12 protein-coding genes are annotated in these 14,544 nt (G+C 72.2%); 4 read left to right on the top strand and 8 right to left on the bottom strand.

Annotated elements, in window-relative coordinates; genetic code table 11:
- Positions 1-26: 26 nt before the first annotated feature.
- From ACMA1D_RS06140 to ACMA1D_RS06130, 3 genes are all read left to right on the top strand, one after another.
- Entirely contained in the window at positions 27-890 is an 864-nt protein-coding gene (locus ACMA1D_RS06140) for a carbohydrate ABC transporter permease (protein WP_414722940.1), read from the top strand.
- 57 nt (positions 891-947) lie between these two features.
- Positions 948-2,714: an extracellular solute-binding protein gene (locus ACMA1D_RS06135; protein ID WP_414722842.1), complete on the top strand. Its 1,767-nt coding sequence runs from the start codon at positions 948-950 to the stop codon at positions 2,712-2,714.
- Between the two features lie 214 nt (positions 2,715-2,928).
- Positions 2,929-4,110 (top strand): Gfo/Idh/MocA family protein, encoded by a 1,182-nt coding sequence (locus ACMA1D_RS06130; RefSeq protein ID WP_414722841.1) that lies wholly within the window; start codon positions 2,929-2,931, stop codon positions 4,108-4,110.
- A 257-nt stretch (positions 4,111-4,367) separates the two neighbouring features.
- Here the strand turns inward: ACMA1D_RS06130 and efeB are convergent, their stop codons facing one another.
- From efeB to ACMA1D_RS06100, 6 genes are all read right to left on the bottom strand, one after another.
- Positions 4,368-5,630 carry an iron uptake transporter deferrochelatase/peroxidase subunit gene (gene efeB / locus ACMA1D_RS06125; RefSeq protein WP_414722840.1) on the bottom strand — a complete coding sequence of 421 codons (1,263 nt, stop codon included), beginning with the start codon at positions 5,628-5,630 and terminating at the stop codon, positions 4,368-4,370.
- Entirely contained in the window at positions 5,627-7,921 is a 2,295-nt protein-coding gene (locus tag ACMA1D_RS06120; RefSeq protein WP_414722839.1) for a copper resistance CopC/CopD family protein, read from the bottom strand. Before ACMA1D_RS06120 ends, efeB begins: the two co-directional genes overlap by 4 nt.
- 4 nt (positions 7,922-7,925) lie before the next feature.
- Complete coding sequence (locus ACMA1D_RS06115; RefSeq protein ID WP_414722939.1) at positions 7,926-8,378, bottom strand: copper chaperone PCu(A)C; 453 nt, start codon at positions 8,376-8,378, stop codon at positions 7,926-7,928.
- Between the two features lie 125 nt (positions 8,379-8,503).
- Entirely contained in the window at positions 8,504-9,166 is a 663-nt protein-coding gene (locus ACMA1D_RS06110; RefSeq protein WP_349993799.1) for an SCO family protein, read from the bottom strand.
- A gap of 402 nt (positions 9,167-9,568) precedes the next feature.
- Positions 9,569-10,339, bottom strand: a complete 771-nt coding sequence (locus tag ACMA1D_RS06105; RefSeq protein ID WP_414722838.1) for a YcnI family protein — start codon at positions 10,337-10,339, stop codon at positions 9,569-9,571.
- Between the two features lie 96 nt (positions 10,340-10,435).
- Positions 10,436-11,251: a hypothetical protein gene (locus ACMA1D_RS06100; RefSeq protein WP_414722837.1), complete on the bottom strand. Its 816-nt coding sequence runs from the start codon at positions 11,249-11,251 to the stop codon at positions 10,436-10,438.
- A gap of 524 nt (positions 11,252-11,775) precedes the next feature.
- Here ACMA1D_RS06100 and ACMA1D_RS06095 point away from each other — a divergent pair.
- Positions 11,776-12,273, top strand: coding sequence for an ATP-binding protein (locus ACMA1D_RS06095; RefSeq protein WP_414722836.1), 498 nt, complete (start codon positions 11,776-11,778; stop codon positions 12,271-12,273).
- Here the strand turns inward: ACMA1D_RS06095 and ACMA1D_RS06090 are convergent.
- Positions 12,236-12,688 carry a hypothetical protein gene (locus ACMA1D_RS06090; protein WP_414722835.1) on the bottom strand — a complete coding sequence of 151 codons (453 nt, stop codon included), beginning with the start codon at positions 12,686-12,688 and terminating at the stop codon, positions 12,236-12,238. The genes ACMA1D_RS06095 and ACMA1D_RS06090 overlap by 38 nt on opposite strands.
- A gap of 241 nt (positions 12,689-12,929) precedes the next feature.
- Complete coding sequence (locus ACMA1D_RS06085; protein ID WP_414722834.1) at positions 12,930-14,072, bottom strand: calcium-binding protein; 1,143 nt, start codon at positions 14,070-14,072, stop codon at positions 12,930-12,932.
- Between the last annotated feature and the right edge of the window lie 472 nt (positions 14,073-14,544).

Below are 14,544 nucleotides of genomic sequence, written 5' to 3'. Positions count from 1 at the left end.
GCACCCGCCCCGAGCGCCCGCCGTGGATGGAGCGCCCCACCTGGTACGGGCAGGGCGCCAAGGCCGTGGCCATCGTCCTGATCGTGGTGGCCGTCGGCTATCCGTTCCTGCTCGCGCTCGGCACCAGCCTCGCCGGCCAGGAGGAGCTGGACGCCAACGGCGGCTACGTGCTGATCCCCGAACACCCCACCTTCGAGGCGTACGACGTGCTGCTCCAGGGCGGCGTGGTGACCCGCGCCGCGATGGTCAGCGTGGTGGTCACCGGCGTCGGCACCGTCCTGAGCGTGCTGTGCACCATCGCCCTCGCCTACGGCCTCTCCCGGCCCGGCATGGTCGGCGGAAAGCCCATCCTGCTGCTGGTGCTCGGCACCTTCCTCTTCACGCCGGGCATCATTCCGACCTATCTGGTCGTGCAGGAATTCGGCATGTTGGACAGCTATGCCTCACTGATCCTGCCGGTCCTGCTGAACGTCTTCAACGTCATCGTCGTCCGGGCCTTCTTCCAGGGAATTCCGACCGAACTGTACGAGGCGGCGCGCCTTGACGGGGCCGGTGAGTTGACCATTCTGTGCCGCGTGGTGCTGCCGCTGTCCAAGGCGGTCATCGCGGTCGTCGGCCTCTTCTACGGGGTCAGCTACTGGAACAGCTTCTTCAATGCGCTGCTCTTCCTCAACGACTCCGGGAAATACCCGCTCCAGGTCGTCCTGCGGTCCTATGTCGTACAGGGCGAGAGCATCAACGCCAAGGCGATGGGCGTCAGCCAACTGCCGCCGTCCATCTCGCTCCAGATGGCGGTCCTCATTCTCGCGCTCATACCGATCCTGTGCGTGTACCCCTTCCTCCAGAAGTACTTCGCCAAGGGTGTGCTCACCGGCGCGGTCAAGGGCTGATGCAGCCCCCGCCCCTGCCGCTCACCGCCGACCGCACCACCCCGTCAGGAGAACTCCATGTCCCCTCAGCAGACCGACCGGCAGCAGGTGACCGGCGCGCCCGCATTCTCCGCGGACGCGCCCGCATTCCCCGCGCATTCGCCTGCGGTCGGCGCCCGCAGCCTGTTCGACCGGCTTGACCGGCGCCGGTTCCTCGGCGTCGCCGGCGCCGCGGGGCTGGCCGTCACCGGGCTCGGCTCGCTCAGCGCGTGCAGTACGGGAACGGCCGTCGGCGGCAAGGGCGCCGAGGGGTTCCGCAAGGTCAAGCTGCCGACCTACCTGCCGGCCAATGTCGCGCCGGCCGATCTGCCGGGCAATGCGCAGGGCCTGGACGCCGGCTATCTGCGCTACCCGAAGAAGCTGGTCAAGTCGGTCGCGAAGACCCCGGGTGACGGCGAGTCGATCACCGCGCTGACCGAGACGTTCACCACGCCGGCGCCTGCGATGGACCGCAACCGCTATTGGAAGGAGCTCAACGAGCGGCTCGGTTCCGACCTCAAGATGAACATCGTCGTGGAGAGCGGCGCCGACACCTATCTGACGAAGTTCAACGCCATCATCGCCAGCGGCGACATTCCTGATCTGGTGTGGTTCCCGCCCAACCAGGGGCTGCGCAAGGTGCCGCAGTTGCTCCAGGCGAAATTCCACGACGTGACCTCGCACCTGTCGGGGGACGCGATACGGAAGTACCCCAACCTGGCCAACCTGCCGGACTTCGCGTGGAAGACGGCCGTCATCAACGGCAAGATCGCCGGCGTGCCGGTCGCCTACGGCCGCATGGGCCAGGTCTACGTCATCAACGAGGACTTCTGGAAGCCGGTCGGCGGCGCCACCTTCAGCAGCGCCCAGGACTTCCTCGACAAGGGCAAGGAACTCCTGGACACCAAGCGCAAGAAGTACGTGCTTGAGCCGGCGTACGTGAATGCGCACGGCATGTTCGCGCAGTGGTTCGGCGCACCCGCCGGCTGGCACCTGGAGGGCGGCAAGCTCACCAACAGGTTCGAGAGCGAGCAGTACTTCGAGGCCCTGGAATTCGCCGTCAAGGTGTTCAAGGCGGGCCTGTTCTGGCCGGACCCGAATCTGACCACCACCCGGGAGAAAATGGCGCAGGGCACGCTCGGCGCGTACGTGCAGTCCTTTCCGTCCTTCCTGGTGGACGTGAAGACGTACGACTTCCCGTTCGGCATCATCGTGCCGTTCGCCGCCAAGCCGGGCGCCACCCCGCACTTCGACTTCGGTTCCGGCTCGGTCGGCTTCACCGCCATCAGCAAGAACGCCCCCAAGGAGCGCATTCCGACGCTGCTGGCCGTGCTCGACTACCTCGCCGCGCCGTTCGGCAGCGAGGAGCGGCTGTTCCTGGAGAACGGCGTCGAGGGCACCCACCACGAGCGCACCCGCGACGGCGACGTCACCCTCACCGACAAGGGCAACGCGGAGGCGGTCACCACCGCGATGCCGGTCTCCTTCCTCACCAACGCGCCCGAGTACCTCTACCTGCCGGGCAAGCCCGACATGACCCGGCGCATCCACGGCTGGCAGCAGGAACTCATCAAGATGGGCCAGGCCAGCCCCGTCATCGGCCACTACTCGGACACCAACGCCGACAAGGGCGCCTCGCTCTCCAAGGCGTTCAACGACGGTGTCCTGGACATCGTCGCCGGCCGCAAGTCGCTCTCCGACTTCGACGGGCTGCTGAAGAGTTGGCGCTCGGGCGGCGGCGACCGCATCCGCCGGGAGTACGAGCAGTCGCTGGCCAGTGAGAAGAAGGGCAAGAAGACCAAGTGAGCCGCCCGCCGCCGGCGCCGACAACGGCCCGGCGGCAGGGCCCGGCCAGCAGCCGGTGGGCCCGGCCCGCGCGACCCTCAGCGCGGCGCCGGGTCCCGCCGGTGACCGAGCGGCCCGCACCGGGTGACCGGTCGGCGCCACCGCCGGCGCGTCCCGCCCCGATCCCCTGATCCCGCGGGGCGGGGCGCGCCGGCCTCAGCAGGGGAGACAACAGATGGAAGACCTCAGGATCGGCGTCATCGGCCTCGGGCTGCGCGCCAACCTGGCCGTCGCCGCCCACCGCCCGGGCCGCGGCAGCGTCGTCGCGGCCGTCGCCGACACCGATGCGGCGGTGCGCGCGAAGGTGGCCGACCGGTTCGCCGGCGCCCGCGCCGTCGCCGACCACCGCACCCTCCTGGACGACCCGTCCATCGACGCGGTCATCGTCGCCACCCCCGACGACACGCACGAGGCGATCGCCTGCGCGGCCCTGTCCGCCGGAAAGCCCGCCTACGTGGAGAAGCCGCTGGGCATCACCGTCGAGCAGTGTGACGCGATCCTGCGCGCCGGCTACGAGAGCGGCACCCGGCTCTACGTCGGGCACAACATGCGGCACATGGGCGTGGTGCGGCTGATGCGCGACCTGATCGCCCGCGGCGACATCGGCGAGCCGAAGACCGTGTGGGTGCGGCACTTCGTCTCGTACGGCGGCGACTACTACTTCAAGGACTGGCACGCCGACCGGCGCCGCACCACCGGGCTGCTGCTCCAGAAGGCCGCGCACGACATCGACGTGGTGCACTGGCTGGCCGGCGGCTACACCGAGCGGGTCAACGCGCTCGGTGACCTGATGGTCTACGGCGACCTGCCGCGCCGGGAGCCGGACACCCCGCGCCCGGACGGCTGGCTGCGCGAGTTCGACTGGCCGCCGACCGCCCGCCGCGACCTGCACCACGTGGTGGACGTGGAGGACGTGTCGGTGATGAACATGCGCCTGGACAACGGCGTCATCGCCGCGTACCAGCAGTGCCACTTCAGCCCCGACTACTTCCGCAACTACACGGTCATCGGCACCGAGGGCCGCATCGAGAACTTCGGCGACGGCCCCGGTGACCTGGTGAAACTCTGGAACACAGGCCCCTCTGGCTACCGGGCGGGCGGCGACGCCGAGTTCCGGGTGCCGGAGGCGAAGGGCTCGCACGGCGGCGCCGACGAGCGGATCATCGACGAGTTCTGCCGCTTCGTGCGCGAGGGCGGCGCCACCGACACCTCGCCGGTCGCCGCCCGGATGAGCGTGGCCGCCGGCGAGTTGGCCACCCGCTCGCTGCGCAGCGGCGGCACCCCCTTCGACGTGCCGCCGCTGGCCGCGGAGTTGCTCGCGTACTACGCGGCGGGGCAGCGGCGCCCGACCGGCTGACCTCGCCCCCCGTCCCGTGGTGCGCGCCGGCTGCCCAGCGGTACGGGGGGCCGGCCCCGTACGGTTCGCCGCTGCGGCGTGGCGCGGGCGCCGGCCCCCCGCGCCCCGGTGCTGCGGATGAGACCGGGGCGCGGGGCCGTACCGCTCGGGGGGTGGCCCCGGCGCCCCGTACCACGCGGCCCGTTCGACGTGGGCGAGCAACTCACTAACTGTGTCGGCAAGTTGGAGCTGTCGCGCGTGCGAGCGGGCGGTCCCGATCACCCCTCCAGCAGCGCCTGCCCCACGTACTCCCCGGGCCCGGCCGCCGCGGGCACCGCGAACAGGCCGCTCGCCTCGTGCCGTAGGAAGCGGGAGAGGCCGTCGCCGCGGTCGAGCTTGCGCTGCACCGGCACGAAGCCCTTCATCGGGTCGGCCTGCCAGGCGATGAAGAGCAGCCCGGCGTCCGGCGCGCCGTCGCTGCGGAACCCGTCGTGGTACGAGAACGGGCGGCGCAGCATCGCCGCGCCCTGGTTGGTCTCCGGCGCCGCGACCCGGATGTGCGCGTCGCCGCGGATCGCGATCGACCCGTCGCCGTTGAACTTGTCCAGGTCAACCGGGGTGGTCTCGGTGCCGCCCGAGAGCGGCGCGCCGTCCGACTTGCGCCGGCCGATGACCCGCTCCTGCTGCTCGACGGAGAGGTGGTCCCAGGTGTCGAGCAGCATCCGGATGCGCCGCACGACCGCGTACGAGCCGCCGCCCATCCACGCCGGCGAGCTGTCGTCGCCGCCCTTCGGCACGAACAGCCGGCTGTCGAAGTCGGGTTCCTGCGGCTTGGGGTTGTTGGTTCCGTCGACCTGACCCATCAGATTCCGAGTGGTCAGCGGCTTGCCGGTGGCGCCCGGGGTGCGGTTGAAGCCGGTCATCTGCCAGCGCACGGTGGCCACTTCGCCGGCGAGCCGTTGCAGCGTGCGCAGCGCGTCGAAGGCCACGAGTCCGTCGTTGGCGCCGATCTGGAGCCACAGGTCACCGTCGCTGCGGGCCTTGTCGAGCACGTCGGCGGAGAAGTCCGGCAGCGGCGCCAGAGCCCGCGGCAGTTGCTCCGGCACACCGGCCTTGGCGAAGAAGGTCCGCCCGAACCCGATGGTGACGGTCAGCGAGGAGGGCCCGGCGTCCAGCGCCACGCCGGTGGCGTCCCGACCCGGCGCGCGCCCCTCGGCGAGCTCCCGGGCGGCCTGCGTCCAGCGCCGCAACAGCCCGGCCGCGGCCTTCCGGTCGGCGCCCGCGGCGAGGTCGAAGGCGATGAGGTGGCCGTGCACCTGGTGCGGTGTGGTGATGCCGGCCTGGGGCGCGCCGTGCGCCCTGCGCTCGCCGCCGAAGGCGACGGACGTCGTTCCGATGCTGGTCAGTGCGGTGCTGCTGGCGGTCGTGCGGGTGGCGCGGTCAACGGCCACCCCGCTCGCGCCGCCGGCGATGAGCCCGGCGGCGCCCGCCGCCCCCGCCGTGCCCAGCAGGCGCCGGCGGGAGATGGGGTCCACAGTCATGGTCCGACCTTCAGGGTGTCGGTCTCCGTCACCTGGTCGATGTCGGAGGTGCGTACGGTCAACGAGAGTTGCCAGTCGCCTGGCATGGGGAGTTGCACGCCGGATGCGCTCCAGTGGCCCGCCGAGATCCGGTTGAGGGAGACGCCGAGCGGCCCGATGCCCTTGTTCCGCAGGGTGAGGGCGGCCTTGAGCTCGGGGACGTCGGCGGGCTTGCCGGCGCGGTTGGTGAGGTAGGCGTGCAGGGTGTTGTCACCGGTACGGCCCGGGTCGAGCGTCACCTCGGCGGTGCCCTGCCCGAGCGGGCCCCCGGTGTCGTAGGGGATCTCGACGGTGACCGGGCCGGCGGTCACCGCCTGTTGCGCGGCGCCCTGTTCGGTCTCGGCGCGGCCCGGCTGAGTGCCGGTGAGCACCGTCGTGACGGCCAACAGGGCGACGGCCACGGAGGTTTCGAGCGCCACCGAGCGACGTAGTCCGGAGCGTTCCGGATCGGCGTCCTGCGCCTGCCGGGTACGGGCCGCACTGGCCGCCGCCCGCTGCCGCGCGAGTTGGGCGGCCCGTACGGAATCGGGTGGGGCGGGTTGGTCCGGCCGGCCCGGCCGGGTTGCCGTGGAGCCCGCGTCGGCGCTCGCCCCGACAGTGGTCGGGTCGGTCGGATGATCCGCGGCGGCCGGGTCCGCCGGGACGCCGGCCCCCGCCGCCTTGCCGCTCTGCTTGCTGGTCTGCTTGCTGCTCTGTTTGGCGGTCTTGCTGCTGTTGCCGGTGGTGCTGTCCTTCTCGCCCCGACCGGTCTGGCTGTCGGCGCCGGCAGCCCGCTCCGACTTCTCCGCCCGCTCCGCCCGACTGGCCGCCGCCGCGGCCTTAGCCGGGCCGACCTTGCGGGGCCGCTGCGGGCCGTCGGTGAGCCGGCCGGTCCAGCGCCGCGAGTACCCGGCCACCGCCACCAGCAGCACCACGAGCCCCACCTTCACCAGCAGCCAGCGGCCGTACTCGGTATCGGTCAGCGCGTGCCACGAGCCGACCTGCCGCCAGGACTGGTAGAGGCCGGTGACCACCAGGGCGACCACCGAGCCGAAGGCGAGTTGCGAGAAGCGGCGGACGGCCAGGCTCGGCAGCCGGGCCTCGGTGCGCAGCGCGACCAGCAGGGCGACCAGGCCGCCCAGCCACACCGCGACGGCCAGCAGGTGGACGATGTCCACCGGGATGGCCAGCGACCGTTGGATGCCCACCGACGCGTGCTCGGCCAGCGCCCAGGTCGCGGCGAGCCCGCCGGCCACCAGGGCACCGCCGATGCCGAGCCCCCAGGCCAGCTCGCGCCGCCCGGCGCCGGCCCCACTGGCGCGAGTTCCACCGGCCCCGGCAGCGGAGCCCCGGCCACCACGACTCGGCTGGCGCGCCCCGCGCGCGTAGCCCCGCGTGTCCCCGCGCCCGTCCCCGTCCGGCGCGTACGAACCGAACAGCACTGCCATGCACACCGCGGCAGCCGCGAGCAGCAGCAGCCGCGACACCAGGGCCGTCCCCGACTTGGTGTCGAGCACGTCCCTGACCAGCGCGAGGTCGAAGGCCGCACCGAGCCCCTTGCCGGTGCTGGTGTACGGGCCACGCAGCAGCAACAGCACGAAGGTGGAGACGGCCAGCGCCGCCCAGCCGGTCGCCGCGACCCGCTGCACGGCCCGCCCGGCGTGGCACCGGCCGGCGAACACGCAGCCGCCCACCAGCAGCACGAACCCGCCGTACGCCACGTACCTGGCCAGGTCGTACAGCGCCGCCACCGTGTCGTCGGGCTCCGCGCTCGGCAGCGTCACCGAGGTCGCGGACGGCGCGCCGATGGAGAAGGTGAACGCGCCGCCCACCGGGTGGCTGTCCTCCGAAACCGCCTGCCAGGCCACCGTGAAGGTGCCGGTGGGCAGCCCGTTGCGGAGCCGCACGGTGGCTGTGGACGACTTGCCGTCCACGTGCGAGGGCTCGCCGTCGTCCACCCGCTCCCCCCGCGGGTCGAGCACCCGTACCGAGTCGTCCGAGAGCAGCACGCCTTCCGAGAAGGTGAGCGTGACGCGCTCGGGCGCCGTCTTGAGCACCGTGCCCTTGGCCGGATCGGTCCCGGTCAGCGCGGCGTGCGCGGCGGCCGGCTGCGCGCCGATGCCGAGCGCACACAGCAGCGCGGCCAGCAGCACGCCGAGCACGGCCAGCGGCCGGCGGGCCCGGGCCTCGGGCTGGCGCGGGACAGCGAGCCCGTGCGGGGCAGCGAGCCCGTGCGGGGTGGCGAGCTGGTGCGGGGTGGGGGTCGCGGGCATGGCGTCAGTCCTCGGGTAGGTACGACGTCGGCTTGACCGGAACCTTGACCTCGACCGCCGGTGAGGTGGCGAAGTGCAGGGTCAACGTGATGGTCTCGCCCACCTTGGGCCGGCGCGTCAGCTTCTCCAGCATCAGGTGGTTGCCGCCGCGGGCGAGGTCGAGCTGACCGCCGGCCGGCACCTCAAACGCGGTCACCTTCCGCATCGCACCGCCCTCGGTGGTGTGCATGGTGACGTCGTCGGAGAGCGCGCTGGTCACCGACGTCAGCTCGTCCGCGGTGCCGCCGGTGTTGCGCACGCTCAGGTAGCCGGCGGCGATGTCCGCGGTGGGCGGCTGCGGCAGGTACGCGCCGTCCACCGAAAGCTCGGGCCCGCCGGCCTTCTTGTCGTCGTCCGTGCCGCAGGCGGTGAGCGCGACCCCGGACAACCCGGTGACCAGCGCGAGCACGCCGGCCATCGTGGTCTTCCGGACCCGCGGCACCCGCCGTACGGGCCGTATGCGCCGTAGCCGTACGGCGCCCGCCGGCCGTCCGCCGTCCGCAGCCGGTCGCCGCGCGGCGGGGGTCATCTGATCGGTGCCGGTCATGGGTTCTGCCCCTTGACGATGCTGGGCAGCTCCCTGCTGTACGCGGTCGAGGTCGTCTCGGTCATGTACAGCCAGTGGCCCTTGTCGTCCTTGGGCGAGAACCCGATGACCTCGGCGCCGTGGTTGACGGTGATCGAGCCGTCCTTCTCCTTCTTCGGCTTCTCGATGAAGATGCCGAGCGGCTTTGCGGCGTCCTGGATGGTCTGGAAGTCGCCGGTGAGGCCGGTGAAGTCCTTGCCGCCCTGGCCGTCGAGCCAGCTCCGCATCCGCTTCGGGGTGTCCCGGTCCGGGTCGGTGGTCACGAAGACGACCTGGAGCTTCTCCTGCTCGGCCTTGGGCAGCTTGGCCTTGGCGATGGCGACGTTGCTCATCACGAGCGAGCAGACGTCGGGGCAGTAGGTGTAGCCGAAGTAGATCAGGGTGGGCTTGCCCTTGGTCCGCTCCAGCAGGTCGAACTTCTTGCCGTCGGTGTCCGTGAGGACCAGGTCCGGCTTCTCCTTGGGCGTGTCCAGGACGATGGCGCCCTTGTCCTTGACCGATGGCGAGGTCTTCACGGTGGCGACGCCCTTGTCCTCGGAATCCCCACCACCACAGGCGGCGAGGGTGAGGCTGAGCACGCTGACGGCGGCGATGGCGACGACCGTGGTCTTGCTACGCATGGAGTTCTTCTCCAGAGGGTGCGAGGGCTTGATGGTCAGGTGAGGGAGATGGGGCAGGGAGTACGGGGGAGTGCGGGGCGGGAGAGGGAGCGAGGGGGCACGGGCCGGCCGGGCCGGGTGTGCGGATGAGGGGGTGTGCCCGGTGGCTGGGTGTGTCGGGGCAGGGTGTGCCCGACGACCGGGTGTGCCGGTCCGGTGCCGGCGCAGCCGTACGAGAGGACTCCGCGCGGGCCGCCCCGTACGAGCGACCTCCACGAGCCAACCCGGGCACAGCCAACCCGAGCACAGCCAACCCGTACGAGCCGACCCGTACGCACCCAACCCACACACCCAACCCACACACCCGACCCACGCAAGCCACCCCGTACGCCAGGGCGGCCGGCCAGGGCCCCGCGCTCCGGGTCAGGCGCGGCGGCGGCCGGCGAGTACGCCGAAGGCGACGCCGGCCGCGCCGACCACGATGCCGGCGATGCCCAGCACCCGGGCGGTGGTGTCGCTGCTGTCGTCGTCACCGTCCCCGGCGGCGGTCTGCGGTTCGGCGCTGGCGCCGGCCTTCTCGGCGTCGTCCGGCTTGGCGGCCGAGGAGTCGGCGGCCACCAGCTTGAGCACCGGCGCCGGCGACTCCGGCTCGGCCGCGCCCTCCTTGGGCTCCTCGATCCAGCGGACGACCTCCTTGTTGGAGTACGTCTGGAGCGCCTTGAAGACGAGCTGGTCGGCGTCGGTGGGAAGCTGCCCGACGGAGAGCGGGAACTGCTGGAACTGGCCCGGCCGCACGCCGCCGTCATCGGCGGTCCAGGTGACCTTGTCGACCGCCTCGGTGATCTTCTTGCCGTGCGACTCCAACGGCTTGGCCAGCTTCTTCTTGGCCACCTTCACCTGCCAGCCGGGCACCGGCTGCGGCATCACCGAGGACAGCGGGTGGTCGGCGGGGAAGGAGACTTCGAGCTTGACGGTGGAAGCGTTGTCGCGCTCGTTGGGCACCTTGAAGTTGATCGTGGCGTACCCGCCCTGCGGGGCCTCGCCCGGCTGCACGCTGACGTGCGCCAGCGCCGGCCCGGAACACAGCAGGACGGCACCGGCGGCGAGCCCGCCCACGACGCCGAGCCGCCGTGCGGTTGACCGGCGGGGGCTGGCTGGCTGGGAAACGGACACGGGGCGCTGCGAACTGCTCATGCGAAGACTCCTGAAGGCGTTACGGGGAAGGGTGGTGGCACGGCGACGGGCGCCCGCGCGCCGCCGCTCCCCGGATGCGCCGGAGTGCGCTGCGCGTCAGGCCGCCAGGTCGAAGCGCGGCGGCCCGCGCCGGATCACGGCGTGGTGCAGCGCCAGCACAGCGGGCCGCACCGGCGCCCGGCAAGCCGCGGGTACGGGGCCGCGCCGCGGCCCGACAGCGGCCCGCGACAACCCCGCGCACACGGCTCCCACCAGCGCGATCGCGGCCCGCAGGGTACGCGCGAGGGCCAGGTCGCGGGCCTCGCGGGCGGGCGCGGCGGACAGCGCGACGATCCGCCACAGGGCGGCGTCGCCACGGCGCAGCAGCCAGCCGGCGGCGAGCGCCGCCAGCAGGTGGCCCAGGAGCATCGGCAGCGAGGGCAGTAGGGCGTCGACGACGGAACCCGAACCGTGCCCCGCGGCGGCGACGGCCGCACCCGGATCGACACCGGGCCCCGCGTGCTGCTTCGGGTCGAGTCCGGACCCGGCGACGATCAGCCGGGCCGTGGCCACCGAGATCTGGCCCGGTTCGTCACAGACCAGCCGCGCCGCGAGCATCACCAGCCGGCCGTCGGGGCTGTCGGCGGCCACCCCGGCGGGCAGCGCCTGCGCGCCCTGCGCGTGCTGGTGCCCGCCGACGGCGGGCAACCCGGCCACGCCGCGCTGCGCGAGCGCGAACAGACCGTGCAGGAGAAGTTGGCCGGCCGCGAGCCCGGCCGCGATCCCCGGCAGCGTCCGCCGCCGCCCGGCGAGCGGCAGCACCACGGCGAAGACCAGCAGCCACGCGACACCCAGGGTCCACCCGGGCACCGCCGCGCACGAGGCCAACACGTGGCCCCCGGCGGTCAGCGCCACACAGACACTGGTGAACATCCCGGCCCGCAACCACCGCAACCCGCCCCCGGCCCCGGCATGCGTCATCCGCTCGCGGAGCGGAGACCTCCCCGAGGCGCAGAAACGGAACGACGTGCGAGACAGCATGGCTGCGCCATCATCCCATCGGCCACGACACCCTCCTACGTCAGGGGGTGCGGCCTTTCGACGGTTTGTCGCGGCGAACGGGGTACTCGCCCGCTGACGCCCACGGGCCCCGGCCCGCGTCCCGGGAGGGTAGCTGCCGGATCCCCGCGTACGCCCCCGACCGGGACCCGCTCCGACATCCGGCGCGTGCGCCCCGCACCGGGAGCCCCGTCCCCGGCACCCCGACGGGACGATTCAGCGGGCCTGCAGGAGTACCTCATGCATCACACAGATGGCCCCCAGCCCCACTTCCATACACCGCTTACGCCCCTAACCGCATCTGCCGAATGAGCGTAGTCACACCGGAGGCGGGCTTACTGACCTCCGACTCAGGCAATACGTATCGATATGTCGAGCCGCGACCGGGAGGCTAGAGCATGAGCATCTGGTGGTCCCTCCATCTGCGGCGCGAGGCCGCGAGCGTGCCCCTCGCCCGGCGCCTGTTGCTCGGCGCCATGGAGACCGCGGGGGTCGACCCCGACGTCTCGTACGATCTGTCCCTCGCCCTCTCCGAAGCCTGCGCCAACGCCGTCGAGCACGGCGGTGACGCGTCCACCACCGACTACCGGGTGACGGCCTTCATCGACGGCGACACCTGCCGCATCGAGGTCACCGACTCGGGCCCCGGCTTCCCCGGAGGCCGCGCGAGCAGCCCCCGCACCATCCGCCCCGGCTGCCCCACCCCCCAACCCACCCGCCCCCGCCACCGCCAACCCGCCCCGTGCGAGGCCGCCGCCGAACACGGCCGCGGCCTCTTCCTCATCGAAGAACTGACCGACCGAGTCCGCTACCGCAACCCCGCCCGGGGCGGCGCCATCGTCAGCTTCGACAAGATCCTCAAGTGGCGCGAGGACGCACTGCTGCCGGTGGTGTGAGCCGGCCGGCCGCCCGATACCCGGGCCACGGCCGCAACCGCCCCGGCCACTTCGCCCAGCGCATCGTGTCCGCCTCCTCCGGCGGCAGCAGCCCCGCGCCGATGAGCGCGGCCCGGCCCGCCTCCCGCCCGGCGATCTTGTACCCGTGCTCGGAGGAGTCGACCTCGTGGTGGCTGCCGTCCGTGATCAGTACGGCCGCCGCCACCCCGTCGAGCCCCTCCAGCAGCCCGTCCCGCAGGGCCGGCAGGAACTCCGCGCGCAGCCGGGCCTCCGGCACGACGCTCAGCAACTCGAACCCACCGCCGGGCCCGGGCGGTTCGAAGTCCGCGACGACGTGCGCGTAGGGCCCACAGGCCCCGATGTTCAAGTTCACGCGCACGCGCACCTGGGACACGGGAACGGGGAGACCGGTCATGGGGGTCACCTTAGGGGGCCGCTGCGGCCGGCCGGCTGACGAGCATCGCGCGGCGGGGTCCGTGGTGACCTGGCTGGGGCGGGTCGGGCCCTGCGTCCCGGGGGGAGGGGGGCCATGTGGTGCTCGGGGGCGAGCCGTTGCCGTACCCACGGCCCGGCCAGGCAGCGCGGAAGCCCCGCCCGGCCGGCCCGCAGGCCAGTTGCTCCCGTGGCCGTGGCCGTAGGCCATGGGGCCGTGGGGGTCAGTCCTGGTGGACCTGGTTGCGGCCGGGGCCGCCGGAGAGCTTGTCGTTGCCCTTGCCGCCCCAGAGGATGTCGTCGCCGCTGTTGCCCCACAGGGTGTCGTCGCCGGCGTCGCCCAGCAGCTTGTCGTTGCCCTTGCCGCCGTAGAGGACGTCGTTGCCGCCGCGGCCGTAGAGGATGTCGTTGCCGTCCTCGCCGTGCATGGTCTCGTCCTCGTCGGAGCCGTAGAACTTGTCGTCGCCGGGGCCGCCGAAGCACTCCTGGCTACAGCGGTAGATCGTGTCGTTGCCCGCGCCGCCGTAGGGGCCGAAGCCGAACGGGCCGCCGCCGCCGTCGAGTTTGTCGTTGCCGTCCTCGCCGTACAGCATCGCGGAGACGGAGGACGTCAGGGTGTCGTTACCTGGGCCGCCGTGCACGCCGGCCCAGGCGTTGTCGTCCTTGCCGAGGGTGGCGGTGTCGTCCATGTCGCCCAGGTCGATGTCGTAGCTGTCCGAGTCATCGGAGTTCTGCGGGATCAGCACCGCGCACTGCACCGTGGTGCGGTCGTCGGCCTTGGGGTACTTGCACTCGTCCCACTTGGCCGCGTCCGGCGAGATGGCGATCTCGTAGTTGTCGTGGAAGGTGAGGACGTAGTACGACTCGCCGCCGTCGCGACCCTCTATCTCCTCGCCGACCGTCAGCCGGTTCTGCTGCCCGGGGGCGGCCTTGTACCAGAGTTCGCCGTCCTCGCGGATGAGGTTCGCCGTCGATGCCTTCGTGGCCTTCGTGCCCTGCGGGCCCGCCTGGGCGGCCGGGGCGGAGAGCACGGCCGTGCCGAGTGCCACGGCGAGCGTGGCGGTGGCTGCGATGGTGCGGTAGGTGCGCATGCGAAGGGAGCCCTCCGGGACGTGGGTGTGTCTGCTGCTCGCGGTCATCGGGTTAGACCAGGTGTCCGGCAGGGGAGTTGTGGCCTCCAGTGTGAACAGCAGGGGGCCTGGTGGTTGCCGCGGTATGGAGGGTGTGCGCCGCAGCGCATGGGTGCGGCCCGCACGGCTGGTGGGGCCGTGCGGGCCGTGGCGGCCTGTGGGGTGGGCGAGTTGCGGGTACGGGCCGGACGCCGGCCGGGTGTGGGTTGCGCCTTCGCGCCGGCGGATGTCGGACATCCAGCGGTACGTGGGCGGCGCCGGCCTTGACGATGCCGGTGACCGCGGCGATGGCCTCCGGCCCTGGGGCGTGAGCTGGCGATTCGATCACGCTGGTGCACGCCCTTTTCCTGGAGCGGTTGGCTGATCGCATCCGACCGCGCATCGAGGTGGCGGTCGGAAAAGCGCTGGCCATCGTGGGAGAGCGCGGTGCGCGGCGGATGATCGGAAACTGCGACCGCGAACGGTGCGGGCGGGGCGCTATCCGCTGGAATTGCGGCGCCGGCATTCACTGCGCATATTCCCCTCCACCGTGCGTCGTAGAAAAATCATCTCGAAATCTGAGACATGTCTCACGCCTTGCACTAGCAACATTAAGCAACACGGGTGTGACGTCGTGCCACTAGCACGTGCCTGTGGCCTGCGTCACATTGGCTGGACGGGGCGTCTGATCTGCGCTTTTCTCCTGGGAACGTCACTCGGATCAACTGGT

The organism is Streptomyces sp. 796.1, from assembly GCF_047525675.1.
Classification (GTDB): Bacteria; Actinomycetota; Actinomycetes; order Streptomycetales; family Streptomycetaceae; genus Streptomyces.
Note: the sequence above shows the minus strand (reverse complement) of the source record. Positions and strands in the feature narration are given on the sequence as shown.